Here is a 21,282-nt window from a genome sequence, read left to right on the forward strand (position 1 = left end):
AACCGCCAGTCAATTGGCATTGCTGGCGGCAACTCAGTTAAACCTAATCCAACATTAAGCTCTTAACTCAACACTAAATTATCGCGATGAATTAATTCATTGTCGTCGCGATAACCCAAAATGTCGGCGATTTGGCTGCTGGGTTTGCCGATAATTTTGCGCGCCTCATCGGCGTGATAATTAATTAATCCGCGCGCGATTTCTTTGCCGGTTAAATCTTCACAGATCACCATATCGCCGCGCGTGAAATCGCCGCGCACTGCTTTTACGCCGACCGGCAAAATACTTTTGCCCTGCTCGCGCACTACACGCGCAGCGCCGTCATCCAATACGATGGTGCCGCGCGTTTGCAATTGACCAGAAATCCAACGCTTGCGCGCCGCTTGAGGTTGTTGCTCCGCCCACAAAAAAGTGCCGAGGTTTTCGCCTGCCGCAATTCGCAGCAATGCATTTTCAATACGGCCACCGACAATAACCGTATCCGCGCCGGAGCGCGCAGCGACACGTGCAGCACGCACTTTGGTGATCATGCCTCCGCGCCCCAAAGCACCGCCGGTGCCACCCGCCATTTGCTCCAGACGAGTGTCGCCTGCAGCAATTTCACTGAGCAATTGCGCATCGGGATTGCTGCGTGGATCGCTGTCGTACATGCCTTTTTGATCGGTAAGAATTACCAGCAAGTCCGCTTCAATTAAATTGGCAACCAATGCGCCGAGTGTGTCGTTGTCACCAAAACGAATTTCTTCGGTTGTTACCGTATCGTTTTCGTTAATGACAGGAATCACGTTAAAACCAATCAAGGTTTTCAAAGTAGAGCGCGCATTTAAATAGCGCTGGCGTGACGAAAGATCATCGTGATCAAGCAGCACTTGCGCAGTGAGCAATCCGTAGCGCTGAAATTCCACTTCATAATTTTGAATCAAACTCATTTGACCAACGGCAGCGGCGGCTTGCAGCTGATGAATTTCGGTCGGGCGCGCAGCCCACCCCAAACGGCGCATACCGGCGGCAACCGCACCAGATGACACCAATACCAATTCGATGCCACGCAAACGCAGCTCGGCCATTTGTTTTACCCAGCCGGCGATTGCTTCTGCATCCAAACCTTTGCCATCGTTGGTCAAAAGTGCGCTGCCAATTTTTACTACCCAGCGCTTGGCTTGGGGGATGATCTCTCTTTTACTCATGCGCAAAATACACTTCAAAAGAATTTGTTAATTTTATGTACAAAACATCCAGCGCTTAATGCAACACGCCCGGCGCTATGCCCGGGCGTGAGGTTACACTATTTTTTATTTTTGCTAATCAACTTAGTGATTAACGTAAATCACTTCAACGTCGTAATCATCCTCATTGAAGTCATCGTCGTCATCACCCTGTGCACGACGCGCTTCGCGCTGTGCCTGACGCAATTCTTCAATGCGCTCACGCGCTTCTTGCGCCATTTGATTTTGCAGTTCCAATTCGCGCTCGCGCGCTTCGGGATTGGATTTTTCTTCTTCCCAAATTTCTTCCAGCAAATCCATCGCCTTACCTGCCAATGGCATGGTGCCATCGCGATTTAAAGCGGAAATACGGAATACCGGACCTGTCCAACCCAATTCATCAACAATCGCCTGACAGCGAGCTTCAACTTCGTCGGGCGGCAGCAAATCGATTTTATTGAGCAGCAACCAGCGGTCACGCTTGGCGAGTGTTGGGCTAAATTTTTCCAATTCACTCGCGATAACGCGCACATTGTCAGCGGGATTGGATTCATCTACCGGCGCCATATCAACCATGTGCATCAATACACGACAGCGAGTTAAATGCTTGAGGAAACGCACCCCAAGGCCCGCACCTTCCGCAGCTCCCTCAATAATCCCGGGGATATCCGCGATCACAAAACTGCGATGCTGCTGTACTTTTACCACACCAAGATTTGGTACGAGCGTAGTAAACGGATAATCTGCCACCTTGGGCTTGGCTGAACTCACCGCGCGAATAAAACTGGATTTACCCGCATTGGGCAAACCAAGCATACCTACATCCGCCAAGACTTTAAGCTCAAGTTTCAGATTGCGCATTTCACCCGCAGTCCCCGGAGAGGTTTTGCGCGGCGTGCGGTTGGTACTGGTTTTAAAACGGGTATTGCCCAAACCGTGGAAGCCGCCTTGTGCGACTTTTAATTTTTGGCCGTGTTCCGTCAAATCGCCAAACACTTCTTCGGTATCGGTATCGATTACGGTGGTACCTACTGGCACAGGCAAAAACAAATCGGCACCTTTGGCGCCGGTACAATCTTTACTACCGCCCTTCTCGCCATTTTCGGCGCGATATTTAGGCACGAAACGGTAATCGATCAGGGTATTGAGGTTTTCATCAGCAACCAGATAAACGCTGCCCCCATCACCGCCATCACCGCCGTCCGGGCCACCTTTGGAAATAAACTTTTCCCTCCGGAAGCTCATGAATCCGTTGCCACCGTTACCGGCTTCAACATGTATGGGGGCTTCATCAACAAATTTCACAACACACTCCAGAGGAAAAAAACAGAAAATTAATTTAAATATCGCCGCTCCTGTGCATCCATGCACCCGCGGCATACCGTTCATCCTGAACATAAAAAAGCCCTGACGTTAACGGCAGGGCTTTTTTATTGTTCTTCAATTTGCCCACTGCAAGCAGCAAGCTTGGCTAGGTTTTAGCGCAATATTAAGCAGCAGGAATGATGCTTACGTATTGACGGCCAAAAGCGCCTTTGATTTCGAACTTAACAGTACCGTCCACTTTCGCGAACAGAGTGTGGTCTTTACCCAGACCTACGTTCGGACCAGCGTGGAACTTGGTGCCACGTTGACGAACAATAATGCTGCCGCCTGAAATCAATTCACCGCCGTAAGCTTTAACACCAAGGCGTTTCGCTTCTGAATCGCGACCGTTACGGGAACTACCTACCCCTTTCTTGTGAGCCATTTTCTAGCCTCCTCAATTAACCGTTGATTGCAGTGATTTTCACTTCAGTGAACCACTGACGATGACCTTGACGCTTCAAGTGATGCTTACGACGACGGAACTTGATGATTTTCACTTTGTCCGCACGGCCGTGAGCAACTACTTCTGCAGTTACGGTAGCGCCATCTACAACAGGAGCGCCGATCTTGACGTCTGCACCGTTGGCAACCAGGTAAACTTTGTCGAACTGAACAACGCCACCGGTGGCGAAATCGATTTTTTCGAGTTTGAGGGTTTCACCCACAACTACGCGATGCTGTTTACCACCGCTTTCAAAAATTGCGTATGCGCTCATTGTTTGCTCCAAAGACACACTTGGACGACACGAAGTAGCCGGGCGACATGCCCTATGGCGTTTGGGACTAGCGTCGCATACCTGTATTTACAGGGGCGGCGATTGTATGCCAATGGCACACTTATCTGCAAGCCAAAATCTGTTTATTTTATGATCTGCAAGCCCTTCAGCCACGCCTCCAAAGCCAGCGGCCATTCCGACACACTGCCCTGCCCTTGGATCATCCCCACCCCGTGAATTCCGGTTTGATAGACATGTAGTTCGGACTGTTTGTTGTACTTTTGCACTTCGGTAAAAAACGCGAGGCTATTGCCGACGGGAACTGCTTGATCGCCCACACCGTGCAGCATAAATACCGGCGGGATTTTATCGGTGACCTGATATTGCAGTGAGTTTTCATGCACCAGCTTGGGGTCGGGATTGTCGCCCAGCAGTGCTTTGCGCGAACCGGCGTGAGCATCTGCGCCTTCCAGTGTGATCACCGGATAACCGAGAATGGCGAAATCCGGGCGAGCGTTGATCGCCGCAAATGCATCATCACCATCAAGCTTAAAATCAGAGCGGGTAGTAACGCTAGCAGCGAGATGTCCGCCTGCAGAAAAGCCAATCACCCCCACTTTGGCGGGATTAATTCCCCAACTGTCCGCGTTTTGGCGCACCAGACGCACCGCGCGCAAACCATCCAATAAAGGAGCAGGAAAGCCGTATTCCTGCATCCGATACTTGACCACAAATGCCGCTACACCGCGCGCCGCAAACCATTTGGCGATGTCATGCCCCTCGTGGTTGATCGCCAAGCGCACATAGCCACCGCCGGGAAAAACCACCACGGCAGCGCCATTGGCTTTATCAGCCTCCGGCCAGTAGGGCGTCATAGAGGGATTATCGACCGCATAGACACGCTGGTCTTTTACATGCTCGCGATCAGGACTAACCAAAGGCTTTTCAGCCCAGAGATACATTGGGCCGACAGGTAAATCACGCACGGGATTAGCAACTCCAATTACAGGTAGGCAGGACAATAACAGGGTAAACGCGATCAGGAAGGGACGCGATATAAAAGGCATAGGCTCTCTCGCTCGTTCTTATACTCTTTATCTACTAACAGAAGGTTAAACGAGCGAGAGCTTAGCAAACTGGCGGACAGATAGGGCGATGCGCAATCAATGTCGCAGCTGAGACTCCTCATCACCCCACCAGTGGTGCTCGTGCCAATCCACACGAGTGGGATCAGCAGCGCGCAACAGCCAATCACCGGTGATCAGCTCCAGCTCGGTCAAACCCAGCTTCATATCCTGCCAGAGGCCGTGAGTGTCTTCGCTGATATAGGCTTTGGCGAGATCAACTTCCTCGCCCAGCATTTGCTCGGCGGTCAGTTCCAGCCGGACGAGATCATCTACTTCGTGTTTGATTGCACCCAGAGTACTTTCCGCCCCCACACCTGCAGACAGATCGGTTCGAGAAGCCGGTGTGTGATAGGGGTTATTAGCAGGTTTCATAATCGCAGCCCTCAAAGAGATCCAGATCATTAAACGCATTTACCGAGCGAGCCGAGAGATAAAACATGCGTGGCACGCACATGCTCATCGGCACTGTTTACATTTTAAGCATAGCCTGAATACCACAACCAATATGCCAACACTTGGAAAAACATTTCTGCTACCTCACACTAATGGCGCGGAAGTAAACACTCATTACTGATCGCAAAGAAAACATCATACAAATAATAATGACATCCAGGGATTTCTCGCCTCATGACCACTTTGTTCAGAGCCACCATTATATTTTTATCGCTTCTCGCACTGACATCACCTGCGCAAGCTGAAACACTGACTATTGATGACTTTATTGCTGAGCCCAGCCTTGTAGACATCAAACTTTCACCTGATGGTCGCCATATGGCAGAAATACGCAAGAAGGATCGAACTTCCATTGTGTACATCTACGACATATCCAGCGGCGAGCCCAAACAGACAGGTACTGTAGGAGGAAACTACAATCGCCCATATCAATTGGAATGGGCAAACAATGAACGGCTGTTAGTGAGAATGTGGGCGCCGCTCGTCGTTAGCCACATTAAACGCGCACAAAAACGTGAAAAAGATAAATTTGATATTAAAGAATACGCACATTTCAGCCGTTACGTATCAGTAGACACCAAGGGTAATAATCTCGTACTGCTCAAGGAAGAAGAGCGCGATTTCTTCAATCTGTATCTGGATCATTCCTACATCAAACACACTTTGCCGAACGATCCTCAGCACATTTTAATCAATGGCTACGATGAGGACAGAATAGTCCTTTTTAAAATCAATGTTTACGACGGTACAGCCAAGCGGCTAATAACCGGCGGACCCAACACGTATTTTTTCATTTGCGACCCAAATGGAAAGCCGCTTTACCGCGCAGATTTCGTCGCTTCCAGTCACACTATTTTGCTGCTTCGACTCAAGAGTGATAACACTTGGGAGCCATTTGAGCGTATCGAGTTTGATGCCGAGAATGAACAAGAAATTGAGCCTTGGGCACTGGCTGGCCTATCAAATGAAGGCAACCTGCTCTATCGCAAACGAAATCCCAAAACCGGTTACTACGCGATAATGGAACGCGAACACGGTACCAAACGCACCAGAATATTTGCCGCGCGCCCAGATCGGGATATAGCCGACCTGTTATTCGCGCCCCAAACTGATCAGGTGGTCGGTTATCGCATCGAAGAAGATGTGCTTGTGAATCACTACATTGATCCAGCACTACAAAAGAAATATCAGCAAGTACGCCAGCAGCTAGGCAACTATCAATTTGATTTTATCTCGCGTGACCATGAGGAGCGGCGCCTCTTTGGAGTAGCGGAAGGCATGAATCTACCAGGGACTTTTTTTGCTTATGACAGCCGCACAAATAATTTGGGGTTTTACGGTCATAAATACCCAGCATTAGAACAGGAAAAACTCCCCATTCCTGTCATCACCAAATACAAAACACGGGACAACACAGATATACGCATGTATCTGCTTTTTCCACCCAACTATAAAGAAGGACAAAAATACCCGCTTGTCATCATGCCACATGGCGGCCCGCAAGCACGCGACTTCGCCTATTACGATGAATGGGCAACCTTTATCGCAACGCGAGGCTACATAGTGGCGCAACCTAATTTTCGCGGTTCAACAGGGTATGGACTGTCGTTTGAAACTGCTGGCTACAAGCAGTGGGGCGGACTTATGCAAGATGATTTGGAAGATGCTGCGACACACCTGATTAGTAAGGGCTACGCCTTGGAAAGTCACGTCTGTTTGGTTGGCGGTTCCTATGGTGGCTATGCTGCACTTATGGGGCTAGTGAGGAATGGTGATCGTTATCGCTGCGCCATAAGCATCAACGGGGTTACTCATCTGCGCGATCAACACGCATTTACGTCCAAAAGGCTTAAACCCTTCCCTAAAGTGATCAAACGACTAAGTGACCAAATGGGCGACCCCAAAATAGACAAAGAGATGATGGATGCCAACTCCCCTCTACTGCATGCAAACAAATTTAACGCCCCCGTTTTGATTATTGCGAGCACTAAAGATGGGATAGTTCCGTTTAAGCAATCGGAGCGCATGGTCAAAGCACTTCGCTCTGCCAAAAAGGAAGTTGAATGGCTATCGATCAAAGATGCCTACCACAACCCCTTTTTTCTGGACAAAGACAAACGAGCCATTTATCAGCACATAGAGTCCTTCCTCGCAAAACATCTACAGTAAGCGTAAAGGCCGCCGCCTGTGTTGCTATCGGCACAGGCAGTTGCGCACACTTAGTTGAGATAGCCGCGTTTTACCTGATTGCTACCCCTTTTCAGCGCCATCCCTCTATAATCACCGCCTTTCTCACATATTCACTATTCAGTAATAGGCCGTACACCTCCATGCAAGAACAATACACTCCCGCCGAAGTCGAAGCCCAAGCCCAGCAGTACTGGGAAGAACACCAAAGCTTCAAAGTGGTTGAAGATACCAGCAAAGAAAAATTCTACTGTCTGGCGATGTTCCCCTACCCGAGCGGCAAGCTACACATGGGGCATGTACGCAACTACACCATTACCGATGTGATCGCACGCTACCAGCGGATGCAGGGTAAAAATGTATTGCATCCAATGGGTTGGGACGCCTTCGGCCTGCCCGCTGAAAACGCTGCACTGCAACGCCAAACCGCACCCGCAGCCTGGACTTACTCCAACACCGACCATATGCGCGGCCAGCTGAAACAACTCGGCTTTGGCTTTGACTGGTCGCGCGAGCTGACCACCTGCAAGCCCGAATACTACAAATGGGAACAGTGGTTCTTTACCCGTCTCTATGAAAAAGGTCTGGTCTACAAACGCATGGCGACCGTGAACTGGGATCCGGTAGATCACACAGTATTAGCGAACGAGCAAGTAATCGATGGTCGTGGCTGGCGTTCAGGTGCATTGGTTGAGCGCAAAGAGATTCCGCAGTGGTTTATCAAAATCACCGCCTACGCCGAAGAGCTGCTTGATGACTTGGACAAGCTGCCCAACTGGCCTGAGCAAGTAAAAACCATGCAGCGCAACTGGATCGGCAAGAGTCGCGGCTTGGAAATGCACTTTGATTTGGCGTCTCCAGTTGGCGAATTCACCGGTTTCGATATCTACACCACCCGCCCCGATACCATCATGGGCGTGACCTATGTGAGCCTCGCCGCCGAGCATCCCATTTCCAAACTGCTCGCTGAAACTAATCCAGCGCTCGCGCAATTTATCGCTGAATGCAAAGTGCAATCCGTTGCTGAAGCCGATATGGCGACCATGGAAAAACGCGGTATCGACACGGGCATCAAAGCCCTGCACCCGATTACAGGCGAACCGGTATCCGTGTGGATCGCCAACTATGTATTGATGGACTACGGCTCAGGCGCGGTAATGGCTGTACCAGCCCACGACCAGCGCGATTACGAATTCGCCCTGAAATACAATCTGCCTATTTCACAAGTGATCGCACCCCAAAACGGAGAGGCGATCGACCTAACCAAAGCCGCCTTTACCGAAAAGGGCGTGCTGGTGAATTCCGGCGAATACGATGGCTTGGACTTCAACGCCGCCTTCGACGCTATCGCCAGCACTCTGGAGATGGCCAATAAAGGTCAAGTGAAAACCAACTATCGCCTGCGCGACTGGGGTGTATCCCGCCAGCGTTACTGGGGTGCACCTATCCCTATGTTCAACCTGCCCGACGGCGGTGAGATTCCGGTTCCTGCACACAAGCTCCCCGTGCTGTTGCCGGAAGATGTGGTGATGAACGGCGTCCACTCACCGATCAAAGCAGATTTGGAATGGAAAAAAGACACTCTTGATGGCCAAGCCGTTGAGCGCGAAACCGATACCTTCGATACCTTTATGGAATCCAGCTGGTACTACGCGCGCTACACCTGCCCGAACTTTGAAGGCGGCATGCTCGACAAAGCCGCCGCCGATTACTGGCTGCCGGTAGACCAGTATGTAGGCGGTATCGAACACGCCATCCTTCACCTGCTCTACTCACGCTTCTTCCACAAGCTGATGCGCGATGAAGGCTTGGTGAGCTGCGATGAGCCCTTCGAGCGTTTGCTCTGCCAAGGCATGGTGTTGAAAGACGGCACCAAGATGAGTAAATCCAAGGGCAACACCGTTGACCCGGAAGAACTGATCAACCAATACGGCGCCGACACCGTACGCCTCTTCTCCATGTTTGCCGCGCCACCAGAGCAGAGCATGGAGTGGAGCGATTCAGGCGTTGAAGGCGCTAACCGCTTCTTGCGTCGTTTGTGGAAAGCCGTTGAAGGCCATATCAACGCCGGCACACCGGGCAAGCTTGATGTGGACGCTCTGCCGCAAGCGCAAAAAGATTTGCGTCGCAAAACTCACGAGACCATCCAGAAAGTCAGCGATGACTACGGTCGTCGCCAGACTTTCAACACCGCGATTGCGGCCACAATGGAATTGCTCAACGAAGTGAGCAAACTCGCCGACCGCGCCAATCCATTGGGATTAGCCGTTGAACGCGAAGCTTTGGAAGCAGCGATTTTGTTGCTCGCGCCAATCGTGCCGCACATCAGCCACTCACTCTGGCAAGCGCTGGGCCACAAGAGCATTCCGCTCAACGAAAGCTGGCCGAAACTCGATGAAAGCGCATTGACTCGCTCTACCATCGAAGTAGTTGTACAAGTGAACGGTAAATTGCGCGGCAAACTGGATGCAGCAGTTGATGCACCTAAAGAGCAGCTTGAAGCACTCGCTTTGGCACAGGAAAACGTCCAGAAATTCCTGGAAGGTGTAACTGTGCGCAAAGTGATTGTGGTGCCCAACAAGCTGGTCAACATTGTTGCTAATTAATTTCAATCCCGTTAGCTAAGGGAAATCAAAACAATCCCCCTAGCCCCCTTTTTCAATGGGGGAACTCAGAACTCCTCCCTTTGAAAAAGGGAGGCAGGGAGGGATTAAAAATTCGAGAGCCTTATGAAAAAAATTATCGCCAGCTTATTAGTCCTCACCCTCTCTGCTTGCGGATGGCATTTACGCGGCTCAGCCAGTGGCGATGACAAGCTGGCGATGACCGCGCCGATGAATTTGGTGATTATCGCCAAAGATAATCACAGCCCACTGGTAAACAGTCTGCGTGAATCGCTGCACAGCTACAAAATCAATGAAGTCAAAGCAGCGACAGGTGCAACACTGACACTTAATATCGGTGTGGAAAAATTAGATCGCCGCACTGCGGGTGTAGGTAGCGATGCCCTCACCAGCGCTTATGAGATGACCATGACGGCGCAATACAGCATCAGTAACACTGATGGCACACTCACCCCCAAAGATACTATGGCGCGCACCTCGCGCACCTACAATTACAACGTCAACAATGCTAACAGCGCCGAGCAGGAAGAAGAGTTGACCATGATTGAAATGCGCCGCGAATTGGCACACAGCATTCTGCGCCGCGTGAAAACTATCAGCGCAAAAACCCAGGCTCCTGTCACACCTCAAAAGCCTGCTACAACAACAAAACAACCTCCAGCCACAGAAGCCGCTGCACAATAAAATGCCCAAGCTGCGACCCGAACAATTAGGTGCTGCGCTCGGCAAACAGCTGGCGCCGATTTATTTGGTGTCGGGCGATGAGCCACTGCTGGTTCAAGAGTGCAGCGACCAAATTCGCGCCGCCGCGCGTAAAAATGGTTTTGGTGAACGCGAGCTTTACCATATAGATACCAGTTTCGACTGGGGGCAACTGCTCGCCTCCGCTAACAGCCTGTCATTGTTTGCCGAAAAAAAAATCATCGAAGTGCGTATGCCCTCGGGCAAACCGGGCGATAAAGGCGGTAAAGCATTACAAGAGTACGCACAATCACCCGCGCCCGATAATTTGTTGCTCATCGTCACCGAAAAACTCGACGGCGCCACGCAAAAAAGCAAATGGTTTAAAGCTATTGAAGATGCCGGACAACACATTCAAGTCTGGCCCATTACCCCTGCACAGTTACCGCGCTGGATTGGCGTGCGCTTACAACAATCCGGCCTGCAAGCCGATAGCGATGCTATAGATTTACTCGCCTCGCGCATTGAAGGTAACTTGCTCGCTGCTGCGCAGGAAATCGAAAAATTAAAACTGCTCACTACCGATAATCGCATCAGCTACGAGTTGATGGCGTCGGTTGTTGCCGACAGCGCGCGCTACGATGTATTTGGCCTTACCGATAAAGCGCTGCACGGCGATGCGCGCGCTGCAGTGCGCACCCTGCAGGGTTTAAAAACCGAAGGCACAGAGCCGATCAATATTCTCTGGGCGGTCACGCGTGAAATTCGCGCGCTAGTGCAAATCTCACAAGCGGTTGCGCAGGGCAAACATTTTGAATGGGCAGCCAAACAAGCGGGGGTATGGGATAAGCGCCAACCGCTGATGCAAGCCGCACTGCGCCGCTTAAAACCAGCACAATTACAACAACTACTGCGCAAAGCCAATGGTATCGATAAAGCAGTAAAAGGAATGCGCAATGCAGAGCCTTGGGATGAACTGCTCGATTTAATTTTAAATATCGCCGGTGTGCAAAGTTTGAATCTGCACAACGAGCGACTAAGCTTGAAAACTTAATAATAAGCACTTCAGGTGCACTCAAAAACACACAGCCTGCAATACTGTTTTGTCGAAGTTTTACCTACAAGTGCAATTTAATTTCGCACCGTTTGTAATTTAATTTCACACTCTTTGTAGTTTGACTTCACAAAAAATACGCTCACTACTAATCAGTAAAAAGAAGCAGGAGAACCCTATGTTGTCATTCAAAAAACTCACCCTGAACTGCTGCGCCATCGCACTGGCTGCGCTCAGCCACAGCAGCTACGCACAAGACTCAGGCACAATCCCGGTTAAACGCGCCATCGATTACGATTGGATGTCGGTCGCCACTTGGGACAAGATGCACGCAGAAGATGTGTTAGCAGCGCAGTACGATCAAGTCGATGTGCTGTTCGTGGGCGATTCTATTACCGCAGGCTGGGACTGGAAAATTTGGGAGCAGAATTTTAAACCGCTCAATGCTGCCAACTTCGGCATCGGCGGCGATCATACCGGCAATGTCCTGTGGCGTTTGCAACACGGCGCTATCGGCAAGCTGCAACCAAAACTGATTGTGCTCTTAATTGGCACCAATAATATCGGCGGACTGCAAGAATCAGCAGAGCAAGCGGCAAGCGGCGTCACGCGCGTTGTGCAACAGTTACAGCTCGCGTGGCCGAACAGCAAAATTCTACTGAACGCTGTTTTCCCTGCGGATCAGGATGGCAAATCACCCAAGCGTGCAACCATCAAACAGCTCAACAAAATCATCGCCAAACTGGACAACAAATCGACCGTCTTTTTCAAAGATTACGGCCCGCTGTTGCTGGAAAAAAATGGCAACATTTCGCCTGAAATAATGGCTGACTTCCTGCACCCGACAGCGAAAGGCTATCAAGTTTGGGCAGATGCCATGCTCCCCGACATCCAACAACTTTTGAAATAAGCAGGTGCAGCAATGATTAAACACGTTGTTTCACTTTCTGTTTTGGCGGCCACACTTTTAATGAACACCAACCTTAATGCCGAGACAATCAAGGCCAGCGATGCTCGCATCAGTCTGATGGGGCGCGCACAACCATTGGATAATGGCGGATTGCGTTTTGCCTATCCCGGTGTGAGTGTGTTTTTGAATGTTGAAGGCGCGCAGCTGAGTATGACTGCACACAGCAATTCCGGTAATGGCTGGGTTGATGTGATTGTGGATGATGCTGCGCCCACACGCATTCAACTTGCGCAGACACCAACCAGTTACGAGTTGTTTCGCTTTGCAAAGCCTGGCAAACATAAAGTGCGCATTACCAATCGCACTGAAACCTGGCAAGCCATTTCAACGCTCAACAGTTTTACGTTGGATAAAGGCCAAGTGCTTGCACCATCGCCCTTGCCTGCGCGCAAAATTTTATTTCTCGGCGATTCGGTAACCTGCGCCGAAATGATTGACCGCGTACCCGGTGAAAAATCCAACCCCAGCTGGTCGAACGCACAAGAATCCTACGGCATGCTCACTGCGGCCGCACTCAATGCGCAGGTGCAGCTGGTATGTTACGGCGGCAGGGGTTTGGTGCGCAGCTGGAATGGCAAAACGGATGAATTAAATTTGCCGGATTTTTATCCGCTCACTATTCCCGATCAAGCTGCACCGGTTAATTGGGATAAACAAGGCTATCAACCCGATTTAGTCGTCAGTGCCATAGGTACCAACGATTTTAGCCAGGGCATTCCCGAGCGCGAAGATTACATCAGTACCTACGTCACTTTGGTGAATCAATTGCTGCACGATTATCCCAATACACAAATTGCGTTAACCGAAGGTGCAATTTTAAATGGCGATAAAAAAGCCGCGCTGATTGAATACCTGCGCGAAACTATTTCGCGCGTAAACAACAGCAGAGTGCATCAAGTGACGTCACCGCATTACCCCGGCGATGAGCAGGATGCACATCCAACCAAAGCACAGCATGCAGCTATGGCAGAAGATTTAACGCCGCAACTAAAAGCGCTGATGCACTGGTAAATGTTAATCCAATAGCTAACTGCAACAATCACTACAACAATTACGACAATAAAAAAGGGGCGCGAAATTTCGCGCCCCTTTTTGTTTTTACTAAATTAGTTTTTTACCTCAGTTTATTTTCCTGGACCAAAAGGTTTCATCAACAAAATTAACTTTGGCAACAGTGTTAATGAACCTGCAATCGCCATAAACATCGCAAACGCAGTCAGTACGCCAAAATAAATCGACGGAATAAATTGCGAGAGCATCAGAATCGAGAAGCCCACAATAATCGTGACCGAGGTGTAATACATAGCCCGGCCAATCGATGCGTGTGAACGATGCATTGCCTCTACATAATTTTGATCAAGCGCGAACTCAATACGGAAGCGATAGAAATATTGGATCGCCTGATCCACACCCACGCCCACCACAATTGCCGCAATCGTCGTGGTCATCATATCGAGCGGAATACCCGCCAAGCCCATCGCACCCAATACAGTCGCCGCAGCCAATATGTTTGGCAATATGGCAATGGTTGCGATTTTAAAGGAGCGGAACAACACAATAATCATCAACATGATGGAGACAAATACCACGCCGATGGTGGCAATTTGCGAGGTAAATAAACTTTGCAGCATGTTGTTGTAGAGCACCAGCATGCCGGTGAAATTTACTTGCTCAGGTTTAAAGCCGGCATCGGTAGTGGCGAAATGACGAATTCGTTCTACCAACTCAGCGCGCTTGAGATTAGGCGTTGTTTCAATAATGCGCATAGTGATGCGCGTCTGTTGCACATCGTCAGCTAAATAAGGCTCGATCAAAAAGCCTTTGATGTCATCCGAGAGCATGTTGCGCAACACATTCAATTCAAAGTCATTTAACTTGCCGTTGTTGATGTCGTGCGCCAGTTGATAAACCGTTGCGAGCGATTGTACCTTGCCCACTTCCGGCAGCGACTCCAGATACATATGCAGCTGTTTGATTTGATCCAGGCCAGCTACGCTAAACCAATAACTTGGTTCAGCTTTGGTGGATGAAGCTTCATCAGCAAAAGCATCGCCATCAGTTGCGAAGGGATCTTCCTCCGCAACGTCTTCAGCAAATGGGTCTGCATCTTCGGCAAAGGGATCTTCTTCTGCGGGCGCATCTTCCGCAAAAGGATCCTCTTCATCTGAGGCAACCACTTCGATGCTGGATTTATCGGCATCAAGAATAATATCGAGTGTTACTGTGCCACCGAGTTGGCGATCAATCACACTTAAACCCTGATGGATTTCGCTATCGCTTTTAAAATAATCGACAAAGCGATTTTCTACTTCGAGTTTGCTAATACCCCACAGACTGACGCAACCAACCACCACTGCGAGCAGCAGAATTTTTGCACCGTGAAATTCAGCCAAGCGCGAAAACTGCATGGTGAGCGCAGCGGAATTATCGCCGCGATCTTTAGGTTCACCTTTCGACAAAACCATCAAGCCTGCAGGCAAGAGCACAAACACCAGCACAAAACCAACGGTTAAACCGATCGTCATCATCCAACCGAAATCAATTACCGGGCGAATGCCGCTCATCACCAATGACATAAACGCAACAATGGTAGTGAGCGCGGAATACAAACAGGGAATCGCCATATCGCGCACGGTTTGCACCACCAAATCCGCCTGCGACCATTCAGGATTGAGCGCGTGAATTTCGCGATAGCGCACCACCACATAAATGGTGAACGCAAACACCATAATTAACAGCAGCGCAACGAAGTTGGATGAAATGACCGTGAGCCGCCAATCAATCCAACTCAGCCAACCCAGCATCCAGATTACCGACATCAAACAAGCCGACAGCGGCAACACCACAAAACGCCACTGGCGAAATAAAAACGCCAGCATAAACACCATAAATGCGAGCAGCGCGCCGCCAAATACCACCAGATCACTTTTGATATAGGCGATCATATCGGTGGTGATCATGCTGACGCCGCCGAGGAAAATCTGCGCGCGATCCTGATACTTCGCAACTATATTGCGCACGATTTCTACACGCGCGGCATCCTGCGCAGCAGTTTTGGTGCGATATGCCAAAAAGTCAGCCGATACCTGCTCCAGCTCTTTGGTTTCTTCAACACTCAAACCTTCTTTGTCGCGTTTCAAACGCAGTGCATCGCGATGGCGTGCCATTTGGATGTATTTATCGTTCACTTTTAAATTGAGCAAAATCGCCGAGGTAGTGCCATCGGGGCTCAACAACATATCGCGATAAATCGGGCTGGTTAAAAACTCTTGCTTAACCATGGCGCGATCCACGCCCGGCGTCAGCAATGTGCGCGTGGACTCTTTTTGTTCGGCGAGCGTTCGCATGGGGCTGTAAAGCAGCGGCACATCGATCATGGAATAGACGCTGGCAACACCATCAACACTGGCGAGTTCATCGCGCAATTCTTTCAGCGTATTGATCGATTCATCGGAAAAAATATCGGCTTTGGGCGTGTAGGTGAGCACCAGAAAATCGCCGCTTTGGTAGCGCTTGGAAATCTCGCGCAGATAATCGATGGAGGTATCGTGCTCCAGCGTGAGCGAGTCGGCCGAGGCATCCAATTTGAAATTGGGCATGCCCGCCGCAGCGATAAGAGTGACGAGCACCAATGCGGTCAAAACATGATAGGGGCGGTCAATAACCAGCGCGCGATAAAAGCGGGTAAACGACGAACAAAAACGTGAAAATGTCTGCATGAAAAAATCCAATGGGTGAAATATCCCTGAGCGACACCACCAGCGGCGGGTCAGACGTGAATCCTCCAGAAGGGTGGCGCCATTATGCCAGCCACCCACCGGTAAAACAGTAAAAAGGCCATCAACTCAAAATGGCTCGGGCGATTAGTTACAAAAGTCAGTCGGCGCGCTTATGGCCATCACTGTGGCCAAGTGAACGCTCCGGGCAGAGTAGATCGCGCACCCGCTGCTTTAGTTCCTTGGCTTCGGGGAAGCCGCCATCGGCAACGCGGTCCCACACTAATTGATCATTGAGCCACACGTGAAATACACCGCCAGTGCCCGGGTGCAACGCCACCTCATCCAACTCGCCATCAAAAGTGCTCAATAGCTCCTGTGCGAGCCACGCGGAGCGAAGCATCCAGCGGCACATATTGCAGTAGTGGATGGTCACTTTATTTTTAGCTACTGGCGTTACAGGTGGAGTGGAGTTTTCAGGAATATCAGTCATAAGATTGCCCTTTAGAGCATGAGTTAATAGAATTCGGGAATAAGGTCATGCACAACACAGGATTCGCGCCATGCTCGGCAAAATCAGGGTAGATAGTGAATTAAAGATGATTTAGACGCCAAAACGGAATCTGCCATGCTCAAACTTCATTTTAAGGACAATCGACGCCCCCCGTTATGGGTCGTTGAAAAACTGTTCTCGATTGGCAGCGCAGCAGACAACCATCTAGTAATTAATGAAGAAGGAATCGACCCGGCACACGCCAAGGTGATTCAGGAAAACACCAAATACTTCCTCAAAGATAACAACAGCCGTAGCGGCTGCTTTATCAACGGCCAACGCATCACCCACAAAGAAATCCTGCCCGGCGATATTATCAAAATCGGTACCGCTGAAATTATCGTCCTCGACCCACGCAGCCTGCCCGATAAATCCAAAGAAACCTATACCCCGCCCTGGCGTCTCGTCTCCGATGGCAGCTGGCTTGCGGGCAAGCATTTTATCCTGTCACCCGACCACAGCACGGTGATTGGACGCGGCAACCAGTGCGATATCGTCATCCCCGGCACTCATTTATCGCGCCGCCATACCGAGATCTGCATCGAAGGCAATCATCTACGCATTAAGGATTTAGGCTCCGCCAACGGCACTTTTCTCAATGAGCTGCGCATCGATAACGCCACCGCCAATAATGGCGACCGCTTGCGTCTGGACGTTTACACCTTCCGCATAGTGGCGCCGGATTTGGAAGACAGCAAAATCCGCATCCGCAAGCCTATCGATGAGCTGAGCAAACCGGTTGAACGCAAACTGCCCAGCAGTGAACCCAAACGCTGGAAGACCCGCCCCACCTCCCCCGGCAATCGCATCGAGCCCAAGCTGCAAGCCAACCGCCGCACCGTCTGGCTTGCGCTGGTTGCCGCCGTGCTCGCCGCCATTGCCATAGTGGCGATCTTGTTGTGGTAGAATCCGCGCCCTATCAGCTCGAAGAACACGACCACATCTAGTTTTTTAATCATAAACTTCAGGAACACATCATGAGTTTTGAACTTGTCCCAGCGGGCAAAAGCCTGCCCGATGACTTTAACGTAGTTATCGAAATCCCAATGAACTCTGGCATCAAGTACGAGATCGACAAAGACAGTAACTCACTGTTTGTTGACCGCTTGGTAAGCACTGCCATGTACTACCCATGCAACTACGGTTATATCCCGCAAACCCTGTGCGGTGATGGCGATGCAGCCGACGTTCTGGTGGTATTCCCACAACCAGTACAAGCAGGCTCAGTAATTCGCTGCCGTCCACTGGGCGTATTGAAGATGACCGACGAAGCCGGTGAAGATGCGAAAATCGTTGCGGTTCCGCACGACAAACTGACCACCATTTACAGCGAAGTAAAAAGCCTGCAAGACTTGCCTGCGATCACCCTCAAGCAAATCGAACACTTCTTTGAGCACTACAAAGATCTGGAAAAAGGTAAGTGGGTTAAAGTAGCTGGCTGGGGCGACTTGGAAGAAGCGCGCGCAGAAATCCAAAAAGCCGCTGAAACTTACAAAGCTGGCAAGTAATACCGATATAAAAAGCAGTACAACGCTCGATCAAGTGAGAGCGATCACAGAGGCCACCCCGGGTGGCCTCTGTTCCAAGCGCAGTTAAAAAAACCAGAAATGACAGCGATGTCATGCAGGGAAGAGCATCAGAATAAAAACCAGTAAGCTTCGAATACGAGGCGATAGCTACACGATAACTACACAACAACTACAATCGATAAAAATCATTCTGAGCAGAACAACAATCACGAGGTTTTGAGACCATGCAGCAATCCACTCATAAGCTCTCACTGCGAGAGAAAATCGGCTATTCCATGGGCGATGCCGCTGCCAACTTTGTTTGGCGCAGCGGATTTTTCATCCCCGTTTTTTACACAGATACCTTTGGCATAGCCGCAGCTCACGCGACTATTTTGATTCTGATCGTGCGCTTATCCGACGGCATTAGCGACATCATGATGGGCTCCATCGCCGACCGCACTAATACCAGAAACGGCAAATTCCGCCCCTGGATTCTCTGGTCAACGCCTTTCCTCGCCCTCTTTCTTGCGCTGATTTTTACTACACCAGACTTTAGCTACACCGGCAAACTTATCTACGCCTTCGTGATTTATTTGTGCTTAACGCTCGCCTACACCGCCAACAACGTACCCTACGGCGCACTGATGGGCGTAATGACCGACAGCGTAAAAGAGCGCGCGAGCTTATCGAGCTTCCGTTTTATCGGCGCCTTCACAGGCGGCCTGCTGGTAATGACCAGCCTGCCCGAATTGGTGAGCATTTTAGGTAAGGGCGATGAAGCCGTTGGCTATCAACGCACCATGCTGATTTTTGCAGTGCTGCTGATTGTGTTCTTGCTGATTACTTATAAATCCACCACTGAACGCATCAAACCGCCCGTGCAGAATCACGGTACGTTTGGCGAGGAGATGAAAGATCTCTTTTCGAATTTGCCCGTGATTCTGATTCCGGTTTTTGGTATCAGTTTGTTTATCATCAGCTTGGCAATGCAAGACTGGCCTGCAACCTACAAATACATCGCACTTGGTTTAATGCTCGCCTCTTTTGCTTACACCATTCATTTGCGCAAGAAAATTATTTCTCGTCCGACCGAATCCCTCACGCCAACACAAAAAGATTTGGCTGACCTGCTCACCAATAAGCCTTGGCTGATTTTGCTCGGTGTAGGCATTATGTTTGGCCTGTTCACCGTGGTTCGCCCAAGCGCCGCCAGTTATTACTTCAAGTATTATCTGGAGCGTCCGGATCTGATCAGCGTTTACTTCCTGATCACGTTACTGGCGTCCTTGGCTGCAGCAGTTGCTACCGGCTGGTTATCCAATAAATTCAACAAACGCACGCTGATGATCACCTCTTTTGTGCTCGGCTCCATCTTTAACGGCGCGATCTATTTCGTTCCATCCGAGAATGTCACTGCGATGTTGGTATTAGCCACCATCGGTGAATTTTTTGCGGGCATGATGCCAGTGCTGTTCTTCAGTATGTTGGGCGATACGGTTGATTACTCCGAGTGGAAAAATAACCGCCGCGCAACCGGATTGATTTACTCTGCGGGAACCTTCATCAACAAAACCGGCCACGGTTTTGCGGGCGCTATGGTGCTGATCGTGCTGGCACTTTATGGTTATGACGCAAGCGTTGAAAGCACCATTACTGCATCGGTTCCCGGTATGGTGATGCTGATGACCGGCATTCCGGTAGTGATTGGCATCCTCGGCACCATCTTCACTCTCTGGTATCCGCTAGACGATAAAACCATGAAAGGTATTGAAAGCGACCTGATTAACCGCCGCTTACAAAATCCGCAGTAATTTCACTCGTTTTAACCAATCACACCCGCTGAAAAGCGGGCAATAAAAAATCTCGCCATCAACCGATGCGCGAGATTTTTTATGTGTACAGCAAAGCTTTAATGTTGTGCAGCGCTATCAAAATTGGCGGAGTAGCGTTCAATCCATTCCAGCGCCGCCTCTTCGCTCGTCAACTGCCGCCCTTTTAACGCCAAGCGCTGGCGATAATCCTCAATCTGGCATACCTGCTCCACCATGCGCGTGCGAAAAAACTCATCGTCGCTGGTAAAGCGCACACCCACTTCATAGGATTGGGGCGATTGCTCACGGCGCCACACAATAACACCGCGGCCGTGGTAATCAGGGCTTGTCACAGGAATATCAAACTCGACCATTGTGCCGACTTTTACCGGTTTATCGGTGATAAAACACAAGCCGCCCGCACTCAGGTTGCGCACACGTACGCGCGACTCTTTATCGCCACCGGCGCAAACATGAATAGGAATAGAGGTGGGATGGCGGATATAGGTACGCATAAACAAAAACTCCCGGCCGCAGCATGAATATCACTCACCTGAGTGTAATCCAGCATACCTGCTGCGAACGGAAGCATTTGTTATGAAAACGGGTTTGGTTTAGATCGATACCGCAATTGAGATGGCAGATTATTGCGCTGCAGGTTCGGCAGTATCAGCGCCAGTGCCGCGCAATTTAATTTGCAGCCCTTTCAGGAAGTTGCGCAACACCTGCGATTGGCACTCGCGATAATTGTTGTGCCCCGGCTTGCGGAAAAAAGCGCTCAGCTCGTGTTTGCCCAAGGGAAAACCGGCCAGAGTCATCATTTCCAGAATGTCGTCGTCTTTAAATTCCAGCGCGATTTTTAATTTACGCAGAATAATATTGTTGTTGAGTTTTTTTTCTGGCTCCGGCTGTGCACCTTCGCGCTGACCTCTTTTTTTGTTGATCAGACCATTCAAGAAAATCGCCAGCTGTACATCGTGCAGCACTTTAAAATCCGGGTTTTCTTCATTCTTCATCCAATCGCTAACCTGCTCGCGCGACGCATTGAATCCGCCCGACGCAAACAAGGCCATCATTTGCGAATCACTGAAATCAAAAATAAAACGGAGGCGACGCAGAACATCGTTATTAGTCATGAGCAAAACCTGAGTAGACGAGTGAAGCAGGAGCATTAAGCGCTGAAAAACAGCCGCCAGATTAACATTCCCGCCCCGTTTAGGCGATCTGAAATAGTTGGGCTAGTATTCAGATACCGCCGTTAAATCATGCACCAGCGCGATGGATATTCCTCAATCCACTATATGGA

19 protein-coding genes are annotated in these 21,282 nt (G+C 50.1%); 9 read left to right on the forward strand and 10 right to left on the reverse strand.

Annotated elements, in window-relative coordinates; genetic code table 11:
- Positions 1-62: 62 nt before the first annotated feature.
- From proB to SPL68_RS00330, 6 genes are all read right to left on the reverse strand, one after another.
- On the reverse strand, positions 63-1,187 hold the full coding sequence (gene proB / locus SPL68_RS00305; RefSeq protein ID WP_323813063.1) for a glutamate 5-kinase: 1,125 nt from the start codon (positions 1,185-1,187) through the stop codon (positions 63-65).
- A gap of 123 nt (positions 1,188-1,310) precedes the next feature.
- Positions 1,311-2,510 carry an Obg family GTPase CgtA gene (gene cgtA / locus SPL68_RS00310; protein WP_323813064.1) on the reverse strand — a complete coding sequence of 400 codons (1,200 nt, stop codon included), beginning with the start codon at positions 2,508-2,510 and terminating at the stop codon, positions 1,311-1,313.
- 184 nt (positions 2,511-2,694) lie between these two features.
- Positions 2,695-2,955, reverse strand: a complete 261-nt coding sequence (gene rpmA / locus SPL68_RS00315; protein WP_323813065.1) for a 50S ribosomal protein L27 — start codon at positions 2,953-2,955, stop codon at positions 2,695-2,697.
- 16 nt (positions 2,956-2,971) lie between these two features.
- Positions 2,972-3,289 (reverse strand): 50S ribosomal protein L21, encoded by a 318-nt coding sequence (gene rplU / locus SPL68_RS00320; RefSeq protein ID WP_323813066.1) that lies wholly within the window; start codon positions 3,287-3,289, stop codon positions 2,972-2,974.
- Between the two features lie 143 nt (positions 3,290-3,432).
- Positions 3,433-4,356 (reverse strand): alpha/beta hydrolase, encoded by a 924-nt coding sequence (locus tag SPL68_RS00325; protein ID WP_323813067.1) that lies wholly within the window; start codon positions 4,354-4,356, stop codon positions 3,433-3,435.
- Between the two features lie 96 nt (positions 4,357-4,452).
- On the reverse strand, positions 4,453-4,788 hold the full coding sequence (locus SPL68_RS00330) for a zinc ribbon-containing protein (protein WP_323813068.1): 336 nt from the start codon (positions 4,786-4,788) through the stop codon (positions 4,453-4,455).
- Between the two features lie 255 nt (positions 4,789-5,043).
- Here SPL68_RS00330 and SPL68_RS00335 point away from each other — a divergent pair, with 255 nt between their 5' ends.
- The 6 genes from SPL68_RS00335 (at position 5,044) to axe2C (ending at position 13,396) form a co-directional block, all read left to right on the forward strand.
- Complete coding sequence (locus tag SPL68_RS00335) at positions 5,044-7,038, forward strand: alpha/beta hydrolase family protein (RefSeq protein ID WP_323813069.1); 1,995 nt, start codon at positions 5,044-5,046, stop codon at positions 7,036-7,038.
- A gap of 161 nt (positions 7,039-7,199) precedes the next feature.
- Positions 7,200-9,662 (forward strand): leucine--tRNA ligase, encoded by a 2,463-nt coding sequence (gene leuS / locus SPL68_RS00340; protein WP_323813070.1) that lies wholly within the window; start codon positions 7,200-7,202, stop codon positions 9,660-9,662.
- Between the two features lie 123 nt (positions 9,663-9,785).
- The gene (locus SPL68_RS00345) at positions 9,786-10,364 is read left to right on the forward strand and encodes an LPS-assembly lipoprotein LptE (RefSeq protein WP_323813071.1); all 579 of its coding nucleotides are present in this window, start codon (positions 9,786-9,788) and stop codon (positions 10,362-10,364) included.
- A gap of 1 nt (position 10,365) precedes the next feature.
- Entirely contained in the window at positions 10,366-11,415 is a 1,050-nt protein-coding gene (gene holA, locus SPL68_RS00350; protein WP_323813072.1) for a DNA polymerase III subunit delta, read from the forward strand.
- 178 nt (positions 11,416-11,593) lie between these two features.
- Positions 11,594-12,325, forward strand: a complete 732-nt coding sequence (locus SPL68_RS00355) for a GDSL-type esterase/lipase family protein (protein ID WP_323813073.1) — start codon at positions 11,594-11,596, stop codon at positions 12,323-12,325.
- A 12-nt stretch (positions 12,326-12,337) separates the two neighbouring features.
- A complete protein-coding gene (gene axe2C / locus SPL68_RS00360; RefSeq protein ID WP_323813074.1) occupies positions 12,338-13,396 on the forward strand; it encodes a bifunctional acetylxylan esterase/glucomannan deacetylase AxeC2 in 1,059 nt (352 codons plus the stop codon).
- A 113-nt stretch (positions 13,397-13,509) separates the two neighbouring features.
- On the opposite strand, the gene SPL68_RS00365 is transcribed toward axe2C, so the two are convergent.
- Both SPL68_RS00365 and SPL68_RS00370 read right to left on the reverse strand, forming a co-directional pair.
- Positions 13,510-16,104 (reverse strand): efflux RND transporter permease subunit, encoded by a 2,595-nt coding sequence (locus SPL68_RS00365; RefSeq protein ID WP_323813075.1) that lies wholly within the window; start codon positions 16,102-16,104, stop codon positions 13,510-13,512.
- A gap of 157 nt (positions 16,105-16,261) precedes the next feature.
- Positions 16,262-16,594: an Rdx family protein gene (locus SPL68_RS00370; RefSeq protein WP_323813076.1), complete on the reverse strand. Its 333-nt coding sequence runs from the start codon at positions 16,592-16,594 to the stop codon at positions 16,262-16,264.
- Positions 16,595-16,729: 135 nt separating this feature from the next.
- Between SPL68_RS00370 and SPL68_RS00375 the strand changes: the two genes are divergently transcribed.
- From SPL68_RS00375 to SPL68_RS00385, 3 genes are all read left to right on the forward strand, one after another.
- Complete coding sequence (locus SPL68_RS00375; RefSeq protein ID WP_323813077.1) at positions 16,730-17,560, forward strand: FHA domain-containing protein; 831 nt, start codon at positions 16,730-16,732, stop codon at positions 17,558-17,560.
- 71 nt (positions 17,561-17,631) lie between these two features.
- A complete protein-coding gene (ppa, locus tag SPL68_RS00380) occupies positions 17,632-18,162 on the forward strand; it encodes an inorganic diphosphatase (protein WP_323813078.1) in 531 nt (176 codons plus the stop codon).
- A gap of 245 nt (positions 18,163-18,407) precedes the next feature.
- On the forward strand, positions 18,408-19,976 hold the full coding sequence (locus tag SPL68_RS00385) for an MFS transporter (protein ID WP_323813079.1): 1,569 nt from the start codon (positions 18,408-18,410) through the stop codon (positions 19,974-19,976).
- 98 nt (positions 19,977-20,074) lie between these two features.
- Here SPL68_RS00385 and SPL68_RS00390 read toward each other — a convergent pair whose 3' ends face one another.
- Together SPL68_RS00390 and SPL68_RS00395 are read right to left on the reverse strand one after the other, a co-directional pair.
- Positions 20,075-20,491, reverse strand: coding sequence for a PilZ domain-containing protein (locus SPL68_RS00390; RefSeq protein ID WP_323813080.1), 417 nt, complete (start codon positions 20,489-20,491; stop codon positions 20,075-20,077).
- A 129-nt stretch (positions 20,492-20,620) separates the two neighbouring features.
- On the reverse strand, positions 20,621-21,112 hold the full coding sequence (locus tag SPL68_RS00395) for a YehS family protein (RefSeq protein WP_323813081.1): 492 nt from the start codon (positions 21,110-21,112) through the stop codon (positions 20,621-20,623).
- Positions 21,113-21,282: the final 170 nt, after the last annotated feature.

It is taken from the genome of Cellvibrio chitinivorans (genome assembly GCF_035117775.1).
GTDB classification, from domain to species: Bacteria; Pseudomonadota; Gammaproteobacteria; order Pseudomonadales; family Cellvibrionaceae; genus Cellvibrio; species Cellvibrio chitinivorans.

Bases quoted from the DNA above. Each gene is read 5' to 3' on its own strand.
- SPL68_RS00390 (WP_323813080.1), bottom strand. From the start codon at position 20,491: ATGCGTACCTATATCCGCCATCCCACCTCTATTCCTATTCATGTTTGC.
- axe2C (WP_323813074.1), top strand. From the start codon at position 12,338: ATGATTAAACACGTTGTTTCACTTTCTGTTTTGGCGGCCACACTTTTA.
- ppa (WP_323813078.1), top strand. From the start codon at position 17,632: ATGAGTTTTGAACTTGTCCCAGCGGGCAAAAGCCTGCCCGATGACTTT.
- SPL68_RS00395 (WP_323813081.1), bottom strand. From the start codon at position 21,112: ATGACTAATAACGATGTTCTGCGTCGCCTCCGTTTTATTTTTGATTTC.
- holA (WP_323813072.1), top strand. From the start codon at position 10,366: ATGCCCAAGCTGCGACCCGAACAATTAGGTGCTGCGCTCGGCAAACAG.
- SPL68_RS00325 (WP_323813067.1), bottom strand. From the start codon at position 4,356: ATGCCTTTTATATCGCGTCCCTTCCTGATCGCGTTTACCCTGTTATTG.
- proB (WP_323813063.1), bottom strand. From the start codon at position 1,187: ATGAGTAAAAGAGAGATCATCCCCCAAGCCAAGCGCTGGGTAGTAAAA.
- leuS (WP_323813070.1), top strand. From the start codon at position 7,200: ATGCAAGAACAATACACTCCCGCCGAAGTCGAAGCCCAAGCCCAGCAG.
- SPL68_RS00365 (WP_323813075.1), bottom strand. From the start codon at position 16,104: ATGCAGACATTTTCACGTTTTTGTTCGTCGTTTACCCGCTTTTATCGC.
- rplU (WP_323813066.1), bottom strand. From the start codon at position 3,289: ATGAGCGCATACGCAATTTTTGAAAGCGGTGGTAAACAGCATCGCGTA.
- rpmA (WP_323813065.1), bottom strand. From the start codon at position 2,955: ATGGCTCACAAGAAAGGGGTAGGTAGTTCCCGTAACGGTCGCGATTCA.
- SPL68_RS00375 (WP_323813077.1), top strand. From the start codon at position 16,730: ATGCTCAAACTTCATTTTAAGGACAATCGACGCCCCCCGTTATGGGTC.
- SPL68_RS00355 (WP_323813073.1), top strand. From the start codon at position 11,594: ATGTTGTCATTCAAAAAACTCACCCTGAACTGCTGCGCCATCGCACTG.
- SPL68_RS00335 (WP_323813069.1), top strand. From the start codon at position 5,044: ATGACCACTTTGTTCAGAGCCACCATTATATTTTTATCGCTTCTCGCA.
- SPL68_RS00385 (WP_323813079.1), top strand. From the start codon at position 18,408: ATGCAGCAATCCACTCATAAGCTCTCACTGCGAGAGAAAATCGGCTAT.
- SPL68_RS00370 (WP_323813076.1), bottom strand. From the start codon at position 16,594: ATGACTGATATTCCTGAAAACTCCACTCCACCTGTAACGCCAGTAGCT.
- SPL68_RS00345 (WP_323813071.1), top strand. From the start codon at position 9,786: ATGAAAAAAATTATCGCCAGCTTATTAGTCCTCACCCTCTCTGCTTGC.
- SPL68_RS00330 (WP_323813068.1), bottom strand. From the start codon at position 4,788: ATGAAACCTGCTAATAACCCCTATCACACACCGGCTTCTCGAACCGAT.